The 20,414-nt window shown below is 46.2% G+C and carries 16 protein-coding genes; 7 read left to right on the forward strand and 9 right to left on the reverse strand.

The annotated features are described in order from the left end of the window. Window positions 1-6: 6 nt before the first annotated feature. Together AAAT87_RS05160 and AAAT87_RS05165 are read right to left on the reverse strand one after the other, a co-directional pair. The gene (locus AAAT87_RS05160) at window positions 7-549 is read right to left on the reverse strand and encodes an HDIG domain-containing metalloprotein (protein WP_349225823.1); all 543 of its coding nucleotides are present in this window, start codon (window positions 547-549) and stop codon (window positions 7-9) included. 11 nt (window positions 550-560) lie between these two features. Then, the gene (locus AAAT87_RS05165; RefSeq protein ID WP_119250185.1) at window positions 561-2,336 is read right to left on the reverse strand and encodes an oxaloacetate decarboxylase; all 1,776 of its coding nucleotides are present in this window, start codon (window positions 2,334-2,336) and stop codon (window positions 561-563) included. A 463-nt stretch (window positions 2,337-2,799) separates the two neighbouring features. Here AAAT87_RS05165 and AAAT87_RS05170 point away from each other — a divergent pair, with 463 nt between their 5' ends. Continuing rightward, window positions 2,800-4,092 carry a hypothetical protein gene (locus AAAT87_RS05170; RefSeq protein ID WP_349225824.1) on the forward strand — a complete coding sequence of 431 codons (1,293 nt, stop codon included), beginning with the start codon at window positions 2,800-2,802 and terminating at the stop codon, window positions 4,090-4,092. A 231-nt stretch (window positions 4,093-4,323) separates the two neighbouring features. Here the strand turns inward: AAAT87_RS05170 and AAAT87_RS05175 are convergent, their stop codons facing one another. Then, window positions 4,324-5,055 carry an HAD family hydrolase gene (locus AAAT87_RS05175; RefSeq protein WP_296972817.1) on the reverse strand — a complete coding sequence of 244 codons (732 nt, stop codon included), beginning with the start codon at window positions 5,053-5,055 and terminating at the stop codon, window positions 4,324-4,326. Window positions 5,056-5,253: 198 nt separating this feature from the next. On the opposite strand from AAAT87_RS05175, the gene AAAT87_RS05180 reads away from it, so the two are divergent. After that, entirely contained in the window at window positions 5,254-7,500 is a 2,247-nt protein-coding gene (locus AAAT87_RS05180) for an inorganic phosphate transporter (RefSeq protein WP_349225825.1), read from the forward strand. 125 nt (window positions 7,501-7,625) lie between these two features. Here AAAT87_RS05180 and AAAT87_RS05185 read toward each other — a convergent pair whose 3' ends face one another. Further along, window positions 7,626-9,800 (reverse strand): TonB-dependent receptor plug domain-containing protein, encoded by a 2,175-nt coding sequence (locus tag AAAT87_RS05185; RefSeq protein WP_349225826.1) that lies wholly within the window; start codon window positions 9,798-9,800, stop codon window positions 7,626-7,628. 6 nt (window positions 9,801-9,806) lie between these two features. Beyond that, complete coding sequence (locus tag AAAT87_RS05190) at window positions 9,807-10,232, reverse strand: hypothetical protein (protein ID WP_349225827.1); 426 nt, start codon at window positions 10,230-10,232, stop codon at window positions 9,807-9,809. 285 nt (window positions 10,233-10,517) lie between these two features. On the opposite strand from AAAT87_RS05190, the gene AAAT87_RS05195 reads away from it, so the two are divergent. The 3 genes from AAAT87_RS05195 (at window position 10,518) to queF (ending at window position 12,424) form a co-directional block, all read left to right on the forward strand. Next, a complete protein-coding gene (locus AAAT87_RS05195) occupies window positions 10,518-10,925 on the forward strand; it encodes an Hsp20/alpha crystallin family protein (RefSeq protein WP_295024482.1) in 408 nt (135 codons plus the stop codon). A 285-nt stretch (window positions 10,926-11,210) separates the two neighbouring features. Further along, complete coding sequence (locus tag AAAT87_RS05200) at window positions 11,211-11,900, forward strand: queuosine precursor transporter (RefSeq protein ID WP_349225828.1); 690 nt, start codon at window positions 11,211-11,213, stop codon at window positions 11,898-11,900. Between the two features lie 68 nt (window positions 11,901-11,968). Then, the gene (gene queF, locus AAAT87_RS05205; protein WP_117661520.1) at window positions 11,969-12,424 is read left to right on the forward strand and encodes a preQ(1) synthase; all 456 of its coding nucleotides are present in this window, start codon (window positions 11,969-11,971) and stop codon (window positions 12,422-12,424) included. Window positions 12,425-12,478: 54 nt separating this feature from the next. Here the strand turns inward: queF and menB are convergent, their stop codons facing one another. The 4 genes from menB to AAAT87_RS05225 all read right to left on the reverse strand — a co-directional run bounded on the left by menB (window position 12,479) and on the right by AAAT87_RS05225 (window position 16,631). After that, window positions 12,479-13,300 (reverse strand): 1,4-dihydroxy-2-naphthoyl-CoA synthase, encoded by an 822-nt coding sequence (menB, locus tag AAAT87_RS05210; protein WP_089545278.1) that lies wholly within the window; start codon window positions 13,298-13,300, stop codon window positions 12,479-12,481. Further along, window positions 13,297-15,057: a 2-succinyl-5-enolpyruvyl-6-hydroxy-3-cyclohexene-1-carboxylic-acid synthase gene (gene menD / locus AAAT87_RS05215; RefSeq protein ID WP_349225829.1), complete on the reverse strand. Its 1,761-nt coding sequence runs from the start codon at window positions 15,055-15,057 to the stop codon at window positions 13,297-13,299. Before menD ends, menB begins: the two co-directional genes overlap by 4 nt. A 71-nt stretch (window positions 15,058-15,128) precedes the next feature. After that, window positions 15,129-16,175 carry an isochorismate synthase gene (locus AAAT87_RS05220; protein ID WP_295024475.1) on the reverse strand — a complete coding sequence of 349 codons (1,047 nt, stop codon included), beginning with the start codon at window positions 16,173-16,175 and terminating at the stop codon, window positions 15,129-15,131. 3 nt (window positions 16,176-16,178) lie between these two features. Beyond that, window positions 16,179-16,631, reverse strand: a complete 453-nt coding sequence (locus tag AAAT87_RS05225; RefSeq protein WP_295024473.1) for a PaaI family thioesterase — start codon at window positions 16,629-16,631, stop codon at window positions 16,179-16,181. A gap of 208 nt (window positions 16,632-16,839) precedes the next feature. On the opposite strand from AAAT87_RS05225, the gene AAAT87_RS05230 reads away from it, so the two are divergent. Together AAAT87_RS05230 and AAAT87_RS05235 are read left to right on the forward strand one after the other, a co-directional pair. Continuing rightward, window positions 16,840-19,122 (forward strand): alpha-N-acetylglucosaminidase, encoded by a 2,283-nt coding sequence (locus AAAT87_RS05230; RefSeq protein ID WP_298531268.1) that lies wholly within the window; start codon window positions 16,840-16,842, stop codon window positions 19,120-19,122. Between the two features lie 45 nt (window positions 19,123-19,167). Beyond that, complete coding sequence (locus AAAT87_RS05235; RefSeq protein WP_296972811.1) at window positions 19,168-20,292, forward strand: acyltransferase family protein; 1,125 nt, start codon at window positions 19,168-19,170, stop codon at window positions 20,290-20,292. Window positions 20,293-20,414: the final 122 nt, after the last annotated feature.

Genomic DNA, 20,414 nt, shown 5'->3' on the forward strand with positions numbered 1-20,414 from the left:
GAACTTCTATCCTATTTCAAACATCCGCTCCCATTCCTGGAAGCGCTTTACTCCTTCCTCGCCAAACTTAGCGAGACTTTTCTCTGCCTTTTCGATACTCTTTTCGTTGTCGAGATGAGTCTTGCTGAAGAATTTGTCAGCATAGCAGATTACCTTCTCCTCCATGGTTTCCGGCAGAAAATCCTGGTGAGGCAGTGGCAGTTGCTGCTTCTCGATCTGCTCTTTCGTAATGCCGGCACCGGTGTGGCGCTCGCATACCCGAGCATGTCGCTCATATCCTTCCTTGCGCAGCAGTTCGGCACCCAGTCGGCCATGACAGATGTAAGGCTGCGAACCGAAACAGTGAATGCCAGGAGCATCGGTCTGAAAGATTCCGATATCGTGAAGCATGGCTGCTTCCTCTATAAACCGGGCATCCAGATGCAGTTCGGGATGAGACGAAACAATCTGTAGCGCTTTTCGCGCTACAGATTGACTATGTGTGATGAGGATACGGCGAAGCTCTGTATCCTCAGGATAATACTTATCAATAATTGCTTGATAATCCATAAATTCAATGTTTACTCAGCGTTGCGCTCAATGTAAGCGATGACATCACCCTTGCGGATCTTGCTGCCCTGCTTAGCATTGATTTCCACGAGCTTACCACCCAAAGCGGCAGGAACTGTCTCAAACTCACCCCATGGAGCGAGGATGTAGCAGAAGGCATCACCTTCCTTGTACTCCTTACCGATGAATGGCTCAACAGCTGGCTGGCACTCGCCCTCGCCCTGGAACTCCCAGAAAATCTGACCGGCTACTGGTGCTACGATAGCATCAGCCTTGGCATGCTTGAACTCTGCGAGCTGAGCAGGAGTCAAGGTGCTGCCGAGCTTGGCATCCTTTGCCTTCTGGAGGTCAGCCAAGAAGTTCTTCTTTGCCTGACCGCTCTTGAAGTTGCGATACTGCTCTGGGTGCATAGCGAGTTCGAAGAGCTCCTCATCGTCCTGACCATACTCCCAACCGTTCTCGTCCATCTCCTTCTTGAAGTCATCGAGTGCGTTGCTGAGCAATGTGTGAGCATCTACATCTGTAAACTCACGACCCTGCTTCTTGGCAAGCTCTACGAGTTCTGGATCAATCTCTCCAGGAATCTTACCACTCTTACCGAGGATCATACCCCACATAGAATCATCCATCATTACGAAACGGCCCTTGCCCTGCTCCATGGTGAGGAGGTTCATCAATGAGATATTCTTTACATACTGGCTGAATGGTGTTACCAATGGAGGGTAACCTACGCGTGGCCATACATACTCTACCTCGTCGAAGAGCTTGATCAGGAGGTCATCCATAGACAACTCTTCCTCACCCTTCTTCTTGCGGATATTGTTGATAGTCTGACGCATACCGCCGAGGTCTGCCATCATAGAACCCATCATACCGCCAGGGAGACCGCAACCGAGCAACAATGAAGACATGATCTTGTTACCTGGATTGATGAAATATCCGAGCCATTCGTCGATGAACTCCTGAGTCATGGCACGAGCCTTCATATAAGCGCTCATATTGATCTCAGGCACCTCAAAGCCCTCGTTCTTCAACATGCTGATAACAGAGATAACGTCTGGATGAACCTTACCCCATGACAATGGCTCGATGGCTGTATCGATGATGTCGGCACCATTGTTGCAGACCTCGAGGATAGAAGCCATAGAGAGACCAGGACCAGAGTGACCGTGGTACTGGATGATGATCTCAGGATACTTGTCCTTGATCATCTTGGTGAGCTTGCCGAGGAATGCAGGCTGACCGATACCAGCCATATCCTTCAAGCAGATTTCCTCAGCACCGGCAGCGATGAGCTGGTCGGCGATGTTCATATAATATTCGAGTGTATGTACTGGAGAGTTGGTGATACAGAGTGCACACTGTGGAGTCATGCCACCTTCCTTAGCCCACTTGATAGAAGGAATGATGTTACGAACATCGTTCAAACCATCGAAGATACGGGTGATGTTGGTACCCTGCTTAGCCTTCACCTTGTACATCAAGGCACGTACATCGTCTGGCACAGGATACATACGAAGAGCGTTCAATCCACGGTCGAGCATGTGAGTCTTGATGCCCACCTCGTTGAATGGCTTACAGAATGCACGAACTGCATCATTAGGATTCTCACCAGCGAGGAGGTTAACCTGCTCGAAAGCACCACCATTGGTCTCTACACGGCTAAAGCAACCCATCTCAATGATAACTGGGGCAATCTTAGCCAACTGATCCTTACGTGGCTGGAACTTACCAGAACTCTGCCACATGTCTCGGTAAACGAGACTGAACTGAATTTTCTTCTTCATTCTTATTATTAAATTTTTTATTTCCTAAATTTATATATAAAATAATGTGTATCTCCTGCCCCGAGCCTCATTACAAACCAAGGCATTCTATACCAAGGTGCAAAATTAGACAAAAAAATCGAGAAATCAGTCATTTCCCACAATTTATTATGGTTTCGGCACCGAAATTATTAATTATTAACTGAACTCTCACAAGTGTGTACGCCATACGCACAGAAGAGGCAGAAGCTCCCAGCTCAGGGCATCACCCTGGGTTACAACGGGCTCAAACCATACGCCCTGAACCAACGGTCACCGGCGCGTAGCGGAAAGGTAAAGGGCAAAAGCTTTCCCTTAACACAAACTTTTAAAGCAAAAACAACAAAAAATGGCCGTAAAATTTTGTATTGTCTGCTTTTCTCTGTATCTTTGCATCCGTTTTTGAAATTTAGTTCAATCAATAGGATAATACAAAAAAACAGATATGACAAATAATACGAACAAACACACCTTGCCAATCTGGACAGAGGTGGAATACACTGCATTATGTAAGAACCCGTATCTATCTACTCCTTTCTTCATCCCAAAGGAATCGAAGGTTTTCCTTTGCAAGGAAGACGGAAGCAGAGAGGAACAGAGAATGATCTTCCTGGTCTTCAAATCTACTGCTGCCGCAGAAGAAGACGAATGGGAAGATGACCCAATGCCAGGAGAAATGTGGGTAAAACCTCTGGAAGATGATGATACCGAGGTATATGAACCTGCCAAGGTTATCTATCTGGGACAGGACATCGATGATTTTATCCAGGTGACCAGCGAGGACGAAAACACCATCACTTTTGATATCTACTGGCGCCATGGCGACGTGAAGGTAGAAAAGGCGGAGAAGACCGACGATGGCTTCGTCTGCAAGAAGGAAGACTTCGGTGACGAAGGCTTGCGCCTCACTCTGATTCCGGAAGAGGGAAATCCTTTCTCTCTCAATATTCAGATTCCATATATCGGCTTCTCGCTCTACGACAGTGAGGGCAACAAGGTACACAATGAACTGGAGGTGGCTCACGACAAGGTAGATGAGTATCGCTATGAATTTGTAGGTGATGACAACAACGACCGCTTCACCTTGCAGTTAGACGACAACAAACTGGTTTATATCTGCGTGCTCCGTCATGAGGATGCCCAGCTGGTGGTTCGCGACCAGCGCCAGCGCCTTGCCGTAGTAGATCAGATTCCGTCTGAGGGAAAATTGAGCGAGCTGATGATGAATGCCCATTCTGCCCTCATCAAGAACAAGAACTACCGCTGGCGCATCAACATTGCCGGCAGCAGCATCGTCCACGAGGTGGAACTGGAGATTACCCCAGAAAGTCTCGTTGCCTTCATCAAGGAGCAGATGGCAAAGGGCATCGACATCGATACCCTGGGACAGAGCCTCATTGCCATGGAGCAGAAGTATGCCTTCCAGTGGTTCTGGCTGAAGGACAGCGACTGGAGTCATGATGATCCGATGTTCGACATGTTCATGAACCAGCTTGTAGCTTTCTCGTATGTAAGCCAGAAGCCTATCCAGGGCGACCAGTTGCAGGCTCGCAACAACAAGCGCAAGATCAAGCGCTGCGCCAAGCTCATCAAGGCTCACCAGAAGGGCGAGATCAGCCTTTGGGATGAGGATGAGGAACAGCGCAAGGAGATACTCCATCTCTTCAGCACCTTCCACAGTCCTTTCGTAGAGATTCTGGAGTCATTGAAAGATGAGGAAACAGAAGAAGAAGCATAAGAACAAGAACAACCATGTAAATATAGTTCAACATTCATCTCTATTTTCTCAAACGCCCGAAAAATGGGAATTGAAGAGATGTGATATTTTCCCTTAAGGATTTTTATTTTTATCCTTAAGGGAAAATTTATTTTTCCTTAAGGAAAGAAATATTTTCCTTTAAGGGCTTTTTCATACTTACTATAAATTGTTAAGCTTTTTACAAGACATTCACAATCATTCTATATGTTGCTACAGAATTTCCAGCAGCTGCGCAAAGCGGGAGATACGGCGGAGGTTGGGATGTTCAAACTCCTCTATCTTTTCGTGCGCCCAGGTAGTATGGAAAGGGATATGGACGGCAGAGGCTCCGATTTTCAATGCCGGCGCAATATCGCTCTTAAAACTGTTGCCCACCATGAGCAGCTCTTCGGGCTTCACTTCCATCTCCCTGCAAAGACGGCGATAAGCCTCGGGCTTCTTATCGCTCACGATACTTACCACATCAAAATAGCGCTGCAGCCCCGAACGCCACAACTTATTCTCCTGGTCCATCAGTTCTCCCTTGGTAAAGACAGCCAGCCTGTATCTTCTTTCACCGGAAGAACCATCCTCCTGCCCAGTTCTCATTTCACGGATGCGGGCAAGAGTAGCCTCAACACCCTCCAGCGGTTTGGCATCAAGATGCAGGAGACTCTTGCCAAGATCCAGAATCTGAGCAATGACATTCGCCTCCACCTTGCCATGACTCACCCTGATGGCATTTTCTACCAGCGAAAGGGTGAAAGCCTTGCAGCCATATCCCAAGTCTGCCATATTCCGGCTCTCCGTTTCAAAGAGGGCTGCAGAAATCTCCTTCTCCTTGCCATAAGCAGAAAGAAGCTCGCAATATTCATGCTCTACATCCTCAAAGTAATTCTGCAATGCCCAGAGCGTATCGTCAGCATCGAAGGCTATCGCCCTGATATCTTTCAGTTTTTCCATTCTATGATTTCTTATACATTATTATATACTACTTTGCCATAAAAACGAGTGCAAAGATAATGCTTTCTTTCTAAAAAATCGAAGAAAAAATGTTTTTAACAGGATTGTAACACCTGTTTAAATCACCTGTAACATCCCTTACGTACCTTTGCAACCGAAAACGAGGGGAAAAAATAAACAATAAACATTAATATAATAATGAGTACGATTTATCTTTGTATTGTGATCTTCCTGCTCTGTCTGGCAGTGTTTGATCTCTTTGTGGGAGTCAGCAACGATGCTGTCAACTTCCTGCAATCTGCCATCGGAGCTAAGGTGGCTAAGTTTCGCACTGTGCTGATCATCGCTTCCTGCGGTGTGGTACTGGGTGCCATCATGTCATCGGGAATGATGGATATTGCCCGACATGGTATCATGAGTCCAGATCACTTTACCTTCGAGGAAGTGATGACGCTCTTCCTAGCCGTCATGGTGACGGATATCATCATTCTGGATGTGTTCAACACGCTGGGTATGCCAACATCAACCACCGTTTCGCTGGTGTTCGAGTTGTTGGGAGGAGCCTTCATTCTTGCTACATTGAAGATGTATGGCGACGACAGCCTCAACTATGGCGTACTGCTCAACAGCAACAAGGCCTTGGAGGTTATCATGGGTATCTTCTCATCTGTTATCATCGCCTTCATATTTGGTGCTTTCGTGATGTGGCTTTCCCGCATCATCTTCACCTTTAACTATCGCAAGCATTCACGCTACAGCATCGCCATCTTCGGTGGTATCGCCTTCACAGCCCTCTCTTACTTCATCTTCATGAAGGGATTGGGTAAGAGTCCTTACCTGCCAGCAGAATGGCGCGACTATATCGACCAGAACCTAGGCTTGCTGCTCTGCATCACCTTCGTGGGTTCTGCCATCGTAATGGAGTTCCTGCATCTCTGCCGCATCAACATCTTCAAGTTTACCGTGTTGATGGGTACTTTCGCCCTGGCAATGGCTTTCGCTGGCAACGACCTGGTAAACTTCATCGGTGTGCCTCTCGCTGGTCTTTCTTCTTATCAGGACTATATGGCAAATGCCAACGGTGCTACTCCAAACCAGTTTATGATGACTTCTCTGATGGATAGCGCCAAGACTACTCCAGTTTATCTTCTCGCTGCCGGTGCCGTGATGATCATCGCCATGGCAACTTCCAAGAAGGCTCAGAACGTAATCAAGACTTCAGTGGATTTGAGCCGTCAGGACGAGGGTGACGAGATGTTCGGAAGCTCTTCTGCAGCCCGCGTGATTGTACGCAACTGCCAGGCTACAGATTCATGGTTGAAGCAGTTTATGCCAAAGGCTCTGATGAACTGGATCAACAGCCGATTCGACAAGAACGATGTAGAGCTGGAAGAGAGCGCAGCCTTCGACGTGGTTCGTGCTGCCGTAAACCTGGTATTGGCAAGTATGCTCATCACCATCGGTACCAATCTGAAGTTGCCACTCTCTACTACATACGTAACCTTTATGGTAGCAATGGGTTCTTCACTTGCCGATAGAGCCTGGAGCCGTGAGAGTGCCGTGTTCCGTGTAACCGGTGTATTGAGTGTGATTGGTGGATGGTTTATCACAGCCGGTGTAGCTTTCGCAGCCTGTGCCATCGTCTGCCTCATCATGCACTTCGGCGGTGTAGGAATCCAGAGCTGCTTCATGGCATTGGTTATCTTCCTGCTCATCCGCAGCAACATCCAGTATAACAAGAAGGCAAAGGAAGAGAGCAAGGGCAGCACCTTCCAGTTGATGATGCGCTCACACGATCCAGAGATTGTATGGGATCTGCTTCGTCGCCAGGTATCCCGCACCCAGAGCTTCGTCTGCCACTTTGCACTCAACGAGTTCAACCAGATTATGGATGGTCTTGCCAACGAGAATCCTAAGTATCTCCGTCATGCCAGCAAGGATTTGAAGAAGGAGCAGGATATGCTGAAGAAGTACCGTCGCCAGGAGATGCTCGGTTTGAAGAAATCACCTATGGAGATTGCCATCGAGCGCAACACCTGGTTCCATCTGGGAGCCAACAGCAACCAGCAGTTCATCTACTCTCTGCGCCGTATGCTTGACCCAATCAAGGAGCACGTGGACAACAACTTCAATCCACTCCCTGCAGAATACACCAAGGAGTTTGCTCCTGTACGCCAGAAAATCAATGACCTGATGCGTATGAGCTGCGAGCAGATTGAGACCAGCCGCTACGAGAACTACCACGAGATTCTCGCCGAGGCAGATGCCTGCAAGGATGAGCTCAGCGTACTTCGCAAGAAGCATATCGACCGCATCCAGCATCTTTCAGATAATTCCCTGATGCAGATTTCGCTGGTTTACCTGAATGTACTGCAGGAGAGCCAGGAGTTCCTGAGCGTGATGAGACACCAGCTCAGAGCTGCCAAGAAGTTTATGGAGAAATAAAAGATGAAAGACATAAGGTAGCAACCTATGGTATAACAACAATATATCAATTCATTATCAAAAGAGGAACCCTCGTTTTTTGAGGATTCCTCTTTTTTTGATTATCTCTATCGTCGAATCTATAATTACTTTGTATTTAAAGTCATTGGATATTCAAAAGACCAGATATCCGCACCATCAACAACATCTACCAGCATACGGCAATTGTCTTTTCTTTGCCCTATCTGCTTTATATTCCCCCTCTTTACCATAGACAATCCCATAGGTTTATAATATGTACCTTTAGAGACTGCAGCTTTTTTATTTCCAAAACGGGTTTTTACATAAATAGCCCCTTCCAATGCTCCATGCACGTATGCTAGAGTTTCCCATGGTTTGAGCAGCTTCACAGATTCTATTTCCAAAGCAGGCATTTCAAGAACAGACTCTATTTCGTAATCTTGGCGAGTTCCATCCACCAACAACACCAGAGATGAGCCATTCAATGCAGAGTTTCCTCTAGTAGATTGCAAAGAAAATCTCTTTTCAGCTTTTACGTCACTGTTATACAATACCCTTACTCCTGGCATAGATCTTAAAATATCCAACAGAGTTTGGTAATTGTGTCGTTCAATATGATCGTGATCCACGTAATTCACGCCATAAAATTCTGCGGATGTCATAGGCTTTTCTCTATGATATTTAGCTTTGACTACAACTTCCGGCAAATATTGGTCTTTAAATTTTCCTTTTTTGGCGCCACTTTCATCAATACTAAAAATACGATTCGTTCCTGACTCAATCAGATGAAAAGCTGGAGGAAAAGTCATATCTTCAAAATGAATAGCAGCATTGACTGGTTGCTCCCGTACATTTACAGGCTGCAGAAAAAAGGTATCTCCATCCTCAAAGTCATCAACAGCCATTCTAAATCTACCTTTTTTATCTACCGGTGCGTCATACACCAAGGCATTCCTTGTATTATAGGCAACAACCTTTCCTCCTCTTAGCATCAAGTCATCTATAGATATAACCTTTCCAATAATGAGCATATTTTCCTCTGGTAGATGAGTATATATGGCAGAATCTTTCAAGAGGGCCTCAGAAAGTTCAAATCGCTTAAATCTAGCAGTATTCATCCATGCCTGCAAATCGGCAAAGCGAGAAGAGGTTCTTTTCTGAAATACTTTTTGGGGAAAAGGCAATGGCGAATTATAATCCGACAAATACAACAAATCACTTTCTGCATGAGAAACCCATTTGTCGCTATCAGAAACAAAGCGTATGGACTCATACCTATTGCCAGCTAATACAACCGTATCATTGGAAAAGGTTCTTTGAGCTTCATTTATCAACGAATCTACATATTGCGGATATTGATACTTACAGACAATACTCGTTTCTGATAAAATCTGATGATTCTTATCTGTCAGAAACAGAGTTATGATTTTAGGGCTATTCGTAAGAAGCACAACCCCACTCTCACCAAACTTATCAATCTTACAAACACCATTTTCCCTACTGAACAAATAAAGTTCAGTATTATCCAACCTACCTTTTGCATTCAAGACTTCATAAAATAACTTATTACCATTCACAGAGCATTGCACTTTCATTTTCTTGTCGTCAGCAAAAGGCAGCAGGATCCTTTTATCCTTTCCAGAAATGTTAACAGACAAACTATATCTTTTACCCATTAATGGAATAAAATGAAAGACTGTAAATCCAGAAATAGAAGTTTTGACAGAACTAATTGTATCACCAGCTTCATTAAGCAGAGCTACCGGTAAGGATTCCAAGGGTTCACCTTGAGAGTTTAAAAAGGATGCAGTAACCTCCTGTATTCTATTAGGGCACAAAACTCCTGCCGTCGGATAAATATAACAAGAAACTTCATCATTATCCAAAGATTTGAGAGATGAAGGCTTGCTTCCGATATAAACTGGTTGATACGCAAAACTTTCAGAAGAAAAATTTCTCATCAGATTGGTATAAGAGCGTAAATAACAGGAGCCAGAATAAATTCGTTCCGTAGGAATTCGTGCCCTAAAACTTCCTCCCTTTTTACAATCCACCCTCTGTCGAACCAAAACAGAATCCTGACTGTTCAAGAGTTCTATATATAGATAATTACTATAAGGTAAGAAACGATTAGCAGCCAGACAAGTCACAACGCCATTTACCTCCAGTGTATCCCCTGGATTCCATTCCGTCTTTCCTAATTCCAAAAAAATCTGTTCTGTTCTAAAATCCTTTGGAAGCTGAGCAAAGCCAAAAGAACACCATAAACCCAATAAAGACAATATAAAAACAACTCGCATAGGCAATTACATTAGTTTATTCCATAACAAACGTATTTCATAATAGCAACGCCAATACCTTCCTGAAGTATCAGTATTTGAAATAGAAGTTACGTATCTTCCATTTTTTTCATCATACCATTTATCCACACACAACTCTAGTACAGCTTCACCATAATTAGAATCATCATCGAGCAATACTCCACTTACAGATATCTGCCATATTCCACTACCATAACTAATTATTCGTGGTTGACCAGGACCATATATTTCAGCATTAGGGCTTGCTCCTTCTGGTGGCTCTGGCACAGAAAAAACAAACCGTTGCAAATCCGGTGCATTTAAATCTACACTTACAGTTGCCAAAACTCCTAAATCAGTAAGATGTGTAGTTTGTGAAAAAGCTATATTTGCAATACACAAACAAATCCATAATAACAAATTCCTTTTCATAACTCAATTGCATTAAAATTAATATTAGTAAAAGTAGGGAAAAAAAAACATACTCAAAAACTTACGAACAAACATTAACTATAATTAGCAGAAATTAATCGAATTCATAAAGAATTCTGTCATTCTAGGACATTTTGACACCATTCACCGACGTTTTGGCAGAAGTTTGCACTTTGGTACGGGGATTGCTAGATGAGGGAGTGTAAGCGGATCAGTAATTCGCTACACAACATAAATAATAACGAATAATAATAAATAAAAATAGAATCGGAGGTTAAGATTATGATGTACAGAAATTCTTGGATACCAGAGGTATTTAACGGACTCTTCAACGAAGGTAATATGCAGAAGGCTAATACTACAGCCCCTGCCATCAACGTCAAGGAGTCTTTGACAAAATATACAGTAGAACTTGCAGCTCCAGGAATGCGTAAGGACGACTTTGAGGTAAACCTCAATGAGAATGGCGATCTCCACATCAAGATGGAGAACAAGCATCAGCCTGAGCAGGAGGAGCACGTTTATCTGCGTCGCGAGTTCTCATACGCTAAGTTTGAGCAGACCCTGATTCTCCCAGACGATGTCAACAAGGAGAAGATTTCTGCCAGCGTAGCTGACGGTGTACTCACCATCCAGTTGCCTAAGATGCAGCAGGAAGAGCAGAAGATTGCACGCCAGATTTTAATAGGATAAGTGTTTTTGGTTAGTTTTTCATAAGCAGATTGTTTAGTTTAGGTTTTGGTTGAATAGATTGTTTAGTTTAGGTTAGATTGTTTAGTTAGGTTTAATTGTTCGATAAGTTAGGTTTAGTTAATACATATCGCCCTAAGTGCTAGTGATAGTACTTGGGGCTTTTTTTATGCAAAAAAAAAACGGGTAAAGATTTGGCAGTTAGAGAGAAATGTTGTAATTTTGCAGCCCGAATTAAAAAAGTTAGAATAATCCGAGTGCTTGGTAAACCTCGTAAAAAACAAGAAAATGGAAAAGAAAACAACTCAAGTGAGTGTGCTGTTCATGCTTTTCAGCATCCTCTTCTGCGTTTGTCTCATTGCGGCAAACGTGCTCGAAACAAAGCAAATCGCCGTTGGTCCCATCTCTTTGACCGGCGGTCTGATCGTGTTCCCGGTAAGTTACATCATCAACGATGTGGTATGCGAAGTATGGGGCTACCAGAAAGCCCGTCTTCTCATCTGGACCGGCTTCGCCATGAATTTTTTCTTCGTAACTCTGGGTGCCATCTGCGACTGGATACCAGCCGCTCCCTACTGGACCAACGATGCCGGCTTCCATGCCATCTTCGGTCTGGCTCCCCGCATTGCAGCCGCCTCTTTCGTGGCATTCATCGTAGGTTCCTTTGCCAACGCCTACGTAATGAGCGTGATGAAGATCCGAGATGGCGGCAAGCATTTCTCAGCCCGTGCCATCTGGAGTACGGTAGCTGGCGAGAGTTGCGATAGCTTTATCTTCTTCCCTCTTGCCCTGGGTGGAATCGTCCCAACCTCAGAATTGCCTTGGCTGATGCTCTGGCAGGTGGTACTGAAGACCGTGTATGAAATCATCGTGCTGCCTATCACCATCCGTGTGGTCAATGCGATTAAGAAACACGAGGGCGAGGATGTGTATGACAACAACATCTCCTACAACATCTTCAAGTTAGGGGCTATCTAGGATAAAAAGAAAGTCTTTTCAATAGAAGTTCGCCCCACAAAGTTAACATTTAACATTAGAATAAAACAATGGATAGAAAAGAAGATGGGTTGAAGGCACTGGGTGCCAAGACCCAATATAGAATGGATTATGCGCCAGAGGTATTGGAGACCTTCGTGAACAAGCACCCTGGCAATGATTACTGGGTACGTTTCAACTGCCCTGAGTTTACCTCCCTCTGCCCTATCACAGGTCAGCCAGACTTTGCAGAGATTCGCATCAGCTACATTCCAGACGTGAAGATGGTAGAGAGCAAGAGCCTGAAGCTCTATCTCTTCAGTTTCCGCAACCACGGCGATTTCCACGAGGACTGCGTGAACATCATCATGAAGGACCTCATCAAGCTGATGGATCCAAAGTATATCGAGGTAACAGGTATCTTTACTCCTCGCGGCGGCATCAGCATCTGGCCTTACGCCAACTATGGCAAGCCAGGAACCAAGTATGAGAAGCTCGCAGAACAGAGATTCGCTACTCACGAATAAAAAACGAAATAAAAAAACTCGGAAGATATCGAAATGTATCTTCCGAGTTTTTTATTATGGGAACTGAGGATAATCCTCGAAGCGAGGCTTGCGCTTCTCCAGGAATGCCTTGCCGCCTTCCTGTGCCTCATCCATGGTATAATAGAGCATGGTGGCATCGCCAGCCAACTCCTGGATACCAGCCTGACCATCCAACTCGGCATTCAATCCAGCCTTGATCATACGGAGAGCCAAAGGAGAACGCTCCATCATGATTTCAGCCCACTCTACACAGGTATCCTCCAACTGATCGAGAGGAACCACCTTGTTCACCATTCCCATCTCCTCTGCCTCTTTTGCAGAATACTGCTTGCAGAGGAACCAGATTTCACGAGCCTTCTTCTGACCTACCATTCGTGCCAGATAAGAAGAACCGAAACCAGCATCAAAGCTTCCCACCTTAGGACCGGTCTGTCCGAAGATGGCATTCTCTGATGCGATGGTCAGGTCGCACATCACATGGAGCACATGACCGCCACCGATGGCATAACCATTCACCATGGCGATAACAGGCTTAGGCAAGCGGCGAATCTGCATCTGCACATCGAGCACGTTGAGACGAGGCACGCCGTCGTTGCCTACATATCCACCCCTGCCCTTCACATGCATATCACCACCGGCACAGAAAGCCTTGTCGCCAGCACCCGTCAGGATAACCACACGGATATCCAGACAGTCACGACAGTAGTTGAAAGCCTGGGCCATCTCCCAGGTGGTCAATGGGGTGAAGGCATTGCGATAACGCTCACGATTGATTGTAATCTTAGCAATGTGATTATACTCCTCGAAGATGATTTCCTTGAAATCAAAACCTTCTATCTTTTTCCATTCTCTCATATTTGAAAACTATTATAATATTTTTCTATTACCTGATTATCAGTTTCTATATCCGTTAGCACCTCCAGAAGCATCGGTCTGTCAGACTCGGTATGGATGAGCCAGTCGATGCCCTCGTATAACGAACTCATGTCATCGGCATTCTGATAGTCAACATTCTGTGCCTGGCAGATGTGATAAGCCGAGGTGCAATGCTCAGCCATCACCAGTTTTTCGCGCGCAGCACTCTCCTTCAATCCCTTGAACTTGGCAAAGATGGCTCCGCCGCCATTGTTCAGCAACAGGATGCGAAGGCTACCATTGAGATTCTGATTCCAGAGAGCATTCTGATCGTAGAAGAAACTCAGGTCGCCCAATACGCAGAATACCTTCTGCTGGCTCTTGGCATCCGGATGATGATACTCCGAAAGATAGATAGACAAGCCTGCTGCCGTCGACAACGAGCCCTCAATACCATTTACACCCCGATTGCAATGCACATACTGGCGGGCATAGATGCAAGCCAGACGAATAGCCATGCTATTGCCATAAAAGAGACGGCACTCACGAGTATCATCCAGTGAATGAGCCAGATATTCCGCCTGGAAAGCCTTCACAGCTGCCATACTGCTGAAGGACGGTTCATAATCGAAAGCATGACGTTTAGCCGCCCACAATGCTTTCTCCCAACGTTCCTTATACGCATCCACTTCATCCCGATAAACCTGATCATAAGAGGTCATGGCATCTGCCAACTGTGTAGTATCACATGGGAAGATGCGGTCAATACGCATAAAGGTATCGATGTAATCACCATCGGTGCTTGCCCGCCATACCTTCGCCCCCTTCTTTACGGCAAGACGAAGAAACTGTTTCAGACGCTTGCTCACCAAAGTGCCTCCTACATAGAGAATAAAATCGGGCATATAATCCTCGTCATCCCCCATCTTATTCAGCACTTCATCAAAATTGGTAACCAGGAGGCCGCTAGAGAATTCCCGGCATGCAGGATCTTCACTTGATGTGCCCAGAGCCGTCGGTTCGATAAGCGTGACTGCCCATGAATCTATCTGCTTGATGCCGTAAAGCTGACTACATGGGTAATCCTGTCCTACCACAATCATCGGTTTCCTGGCATTCAGGAAATCAAGCATATCACCATAATGGAAACTGCCGCCAAAGAGATTGGACTTCACATAATCCACCCAATGAGTTTTCGGAAGCTTATCTACCGTAAACTGATAAAGCGGTTCGGAAAGCTGAATATTGATATGTACCGGACCTATCTTGCGATGCACGCAATCGATAACCGCTTCGTGCACCAACCGTTCGCAATACCATGCCTGCTCCTCATTGGATATAATCGGAAGATTCACACTCCTGTTGACCATCGTCCCAAAGACATTGGCTTGTGGCAGCGTCTGTCCATCCTGCTGTCCGATCCAAGCTTCAGGTCTATCAGCCGAAATCACGATGATAGGCAGTTTCTGATAAAAAGCCTCACAGACTGCCGGATAGAGATTGAGCAATGCTGAACCAGAAGTAACGCATACCGCTACCGGATCGGGACATGGTGACGGATTACCCAAGGCAATGCCCATAGCCACAAATCCTGCACTGCGTTCATCGGTGACAGGATAGCAGGTAATGCCTTCCATCTCATTAAAATTATGTACGATGGGCGCATTACGACTTCCAGGACAAACCACAACTCTTCTCACACCATGAGATGCGAGAACACCCGTCAGGATATTGACATTATCGATATTACTAAACACGAGAACTTACTTATAATTAAGATTTTATAATTAATCAAAGAAAAACACGTCTGATGAACTGACCATCTCAGCTAAAGCAATACCCGTCTGATGGTCTGCATCTTAGCTTCAGTCTCTTTCCATTCCTTTTCCATCTCGCTCTCCTTGAGCAATCCGCCACCAGCATAGAGTTCACAGGCTCCATCCGGCAGGATGTTCATGCAGCGAAGGGAAACGAAGAGATGGGTCTTACCTTGCGGAGAGACAGGTCCCACAAAACCACTATAATATTTGCGGGGCTGGTGCTCATGCTGCAGGATAAACCGGCGGGCTTCCTCCTTCGGAATACCACAGACAGCAGGCGTAGGATAGAGTGCATCTATCACATCTCCCAACCTACCTTCATCCCGCAGACGGAAACTGATATCCGTACGAAGATGATAGAGATTTGCCGCCATCGTGGTATAAGGTCCCTTGAGCTGATAATCGTCAGCAAAAGCCTTGATGCAATCTTCGATATAATCCGTGACATACTGTTGCTCCTCCTGATTCTTATGCGACCATTCCACGCCCTCCACCGGATAATCGGCAACAGTGCGGGACGGTTCCGCCTTCTGGGTACCCGCCAGCGACATCGTACTCATATTTCCCTGTTCTCCCTTGAGCAGAATCTCAGGAGTAGCCATCAGCCACATTCCCGACTGCGGGGTATAAACCAGGGAGACGAAGAGACGGGGATACATCCGGCACGCCTTCATGAAGAGACTTTCGAAATTCTTATCAGCAGTTCGCACAGTTGCCTTTCTTGCCAACACAATCTTTCTGAAAGTACCTTTCTCCAATTCCTGATGAAAGCATTCAAAATCTTCGGCATAGGCATCACGATCAGAAGCGTTTTCTGCCTGAGTAGAATCAGATGTTGAAATCACTTTTGCGTCAGAGATGGGCAAAAGCTTGCTTTCATCCGGATGAATGAGCAGCACAGGGCAATCGCCGGACGGCGAGAAAGGAGCTATCACAAACCCCTCCTTGCCATTCAGTTCCGCCACCGAGGAGAGCACTTCCGGCTCACCCTCATGCTGCACGGCATAATGAGCATGATGCAGATAAGGCAAACGATAATATGCAAATGCTGTCATACCTTATTCTTCTGTCTTTTTAGATTCCTGCATCTTAGCATCTTTCTTTTTAGGAGTAAACACATAGTTGGTTACCTGTACGGTGCAGATCAATTCATCAGCAGCGTTTTTGATTGCAACTTCCCAAGTATGCAGGGTTCTGCCTTTGTGAACCAGCTTGGCGTATGCAGTAACCGTATCGCCTTCACTAACAGCCTGTACATGAGTGCCACTCACATTGATACCCACAGCTATCTGACCAGGGCACAGAGCCAAGGATCCGATACCAGCAACATTCTCGGCAAGAGCCAGAGAGGCACCTCCACTCAAGAATCCGAAAGGTTGGCGGTTACGCTCATCCACTTTCATGGAAGCCTGAAGCGTATCAGGCTCTGGGGTAGATATGAAATGCATGCCGAGAGTCTTGGAAAGTCCATCGGTCTTGCTGATTCTCTTTACTAATTCATCTATGTTCATCCTTTATCAAAATTTAAAGTTGGTCGTTTAGAGGTATGCAAGCTATATCATCACTTAGCTCCTCACCTCATTTTCCTGCAAAAGTAATGCAAATTAAAGACAAAACAAAATAAATAAGTCTTTTTTAATCTTTTAAGCACTTTTTGCTTGGCATTATCGGCTTTTTCCACTATCTTTGCAGCATATTGAAACAACAACAAACAATTTTATGAAAAAATTACTTCTAGGACTATTATGCACCATTGCTCTGGGAGCATACGCTAATCCGGCAGACGATCTTCTGAATCGAATCGACAAGGGAGCTGCTGCCAAGTTCAAGACCATCCTTGTAAAATCGGACAAGGATTTCTTCGAGATAGACCAGACAGGAAATGGCAAGAACACCACTGCGCCTAAACCTGCCGGCAAAAACAATCCTATCATCATCCGAGGCAACTCTTGGGTCAATATTGCCGTGGGTATCAACTGGTATCTGAAACATCATGCCGGCATCCACATCACCTGGAACAATATGAGTCCAAAATTGCCAAACGTTCTTCCTGCCGTAAAACAGAAAGAGCGCCATGAAACCGACCTCAAGCTTCGCTACGATTTCAATTACTGCACCTTCTCTTATACGATGGCTTTCTGGGACTGGAACCGATGGCAGAAAGAAATCGACTGGATGGCATTGCATGGCATCAACATGCCGCTGGCTGCCGTGGGCACGGAATGCGTATGGCGCAATATGCTTCTGAAACTCGGTTATTCTGAGGAAGAAGTGGGCAAGTTCATCGCCGGACCAGCCTTTCTTGCCTGGTGGGAGATGAACAATCTGGAAGGCTGGGGAGGTCCGTTGCCGCAGAACTGGTATAAGCAGCAGGAAACCCTGCAGAAAAAGATTCTTGCCAGAATGAAGGAGATGGGCATGAAACCAGTCTTACCGGGCTATTGCGGAATGGTGCCTCACGATGCCAAAAAGAGACTGGGACTGAACGTGACGGATGCCGGCAAATGGAACGGTTACCAGCGTCCTGCCAACCTCTCTCCTACCGATAGCAGATTTACAGAAATCGCCGATCTATATTATAAGGAACTGACCAAGCTCTACGGAAAATCTGATTTCTACTCGATGGATCCTTTCCATGAGAGTGGAGATGATGCTGCCGTAGATTATGCCAAGGCTGGACAGGCGCTGATGAGTGCGATGAAGCGTGCCAACCCAAAAGCTGTCTGGGTGGTTCAGGGATGGAACGAGAACCCTCGTCCTCAGATGATAGAAGACTTAAAGGTTGGCGATATTCTGGTACTCGACCTCTTCTCAGAATGCCGACCGATGTTTGGCGGTCCTAGCATTCTGAAGCGGGATGGCGGTTACGGCAAGCATCAGTGGCTCTTCTGTATGCTCGAGAACTTCGGAGGCAATGTGGGACTGCATGGAAGAATGGACCAGCTGCTGAACAACTTCTATCTGGCAACAGGAAAAAAGGGAGAAAGCAATCATAATCGTGAAACGCTCAAGGGTTGGGGCTTCACGATGGAAGGTTCGGAAAACAACCCGGTGATGTTTGAGCTGATGAGCGAACTGCCTTGGCGTGCCGAGAAGACTACCAAGGAAGACTGGCTCAAGGAATACTGCTATGCCCGCTATGGTGTGCACGATGCAACCATCGAGAAGGCATGGGCACTCCTGGCGCAGAGCATCTACAACTGTCCGGTGGGCAACAACCAGCAGGGTACTCACGAGAGCATCTTCTGCGGTCGCCCTTCGCTCAACAACTTCCAGGTATCCAGCTGGTCGAAGATGCGCAACTATTACGACCCCGAAGATACCCGACAGGCAGCCATTCTCTTTGCCAGTGTAGCAGACAAATACCGTGGCAACAACAACTATGAGTACGACCTGGTAGATATCTGCCGACAAGCTCTCGCCGACCAGGGACGCAAACAGTACTGGAAGACCATCGCCGACTATCAATCATTTTCCCGCAAGGAGTTTGACAAGGATGCCGACCGTTTCCTGAAGATGATTCTGCTGCAGGACAAGCTGCTCGCCACCCGTCCGGAATTCCGTCTGGGACACTGGATAGAGGAAGCACGCAACCTGGGTAAGACCGCAGCAGAGAAAGACCTCTACGAATGGAATGCCCGCGTACAGATTACCACGTGGGGCAACCGCGTCTGTGCTGATGATGGCGGTTTGCGAGATTACGGACATAAGGAATGGCAAGGATTGCTGAAGGACTTCTACTACAAGCGCTGGAGTACCTATATGAAAGCCCTCGCCGACCAGATGGCGGCTTGCACGAACATCGATTACGAGGCTTTGGGCAGTGGCAAGAATGCTGGCAAGACATCCGCAGAACTCTTCCAACTGGCATTGCCTAGTGCTCCGAAAATCGACTGGTATGCGCTGGAGGAGCCTTGGACCCTGCAGAAGAACCCATACTCATCGAAGCCAGAGGGAAATCCTGCAGACATAGCCAAGGAAGTCATTCATTTCATCAAGTAATTCATGATATCCATCAGATAAATCATGATATTCATCAAGTAAAATATGAACAGATTAAAATCACTCGACGTGATGCGGGGACTCACCGTAGCCCTCATGATATTAGTAAACAATGGCGGGGAGCATAACTACAGTTTCCTGGAGCATAGCAAGTGGAATGGACTCACCCCATGCGATCTGGTCTTTCCCTTCTTCCTCTTCATGATGGGAATGTCCACCTTTCTATCCCTGAAGAAGACTGAGTTCAAGCCTTCTGCCGCCATCTACAGAAAGATTGCCAAGCGAACCATCCTGCTCTTCCTCATCGGTCTGGGCATCAACTGGTTTGACATGATATGCAATGGAGGTGGGCTAGACTTTGCCCACCTCAGAATCTGGGCTGTCCTGCAGCGCATCGCCCTCTGCTACGGAGTAGTGGCTATGCTTGCCATCACCCTGAACCACCGTTACTTCATCCATACCATCATCGGACTGATTGTCATCTATATGGGAATCCTGGTATTTGGCAACGGCTATGCATACGATGCCTCCATCAACATCCTGGCACAGGTAGATAGAAGCATCTTCGGCATCGACCATCTCTATCATAGAAGTCCGGTAGATCCCGAAGGACTGCTGAGCACGATTCCAGCCATCGCCCATACGATGATAGGATTCCTCTGCTGCAAATACATCTCCATTGCGGGACAGACTGTAGAATCCAAGATCAAGGTCTTGAAAGTGGCAGGTCTTGTGATGGTAGCCCTGGGATTCGGACTCTCCCTGATAGGTTTCGGAATCAACAAGCGCATCTGGAGTCCCAGCTACGTATTCGTAACCTGCGGATTCGCATCCTGGATATTGGGTATCCTGGTACAGTTTATCGACGGAAGAGGTGCAGCTACCGATTCAGCTGCGACAGGCGACAGCCAGAAAAAAACGCAGAAAGACAACATCCTTACCAGGGGATTGCTCGCCTTTGGCATGAACCCACTCTTTCTCTATGTGATGAGCGAGGCGCTCGCCATCCTCTTCAGCAGCTTCGGCATCAAGGCAGATATCTTTGCCGGCATTCACAGCCTCATCACCGATGATTATGTGGCATCGCTCACCTACGCCCTCTTCTTTGTAGCCATCCACGCCGTGATGGGAGTCTGGATGTATCACAAGAAAATCTTCATCAAACTATAGGCTCGTGCAATTTTTGCATAGATAAATCACCTTATTATATTAAAAAGCATAAAAATAGGGTGCAAGTTCGGAAAATTATTTGTATTTTTGCACCAAAATAAGAAAATATAAAGATATATCTG

Origin of the sequence: Segatella sinensis, assembly GCF_040095255.1 — a bacterium.
Taxonomy (GTDB): Bacteria; Bacteroidota; Bacteroidia; order Bacteroidales; family Bacteroidaceae; genus Prevotella; species Prevotella sinensis.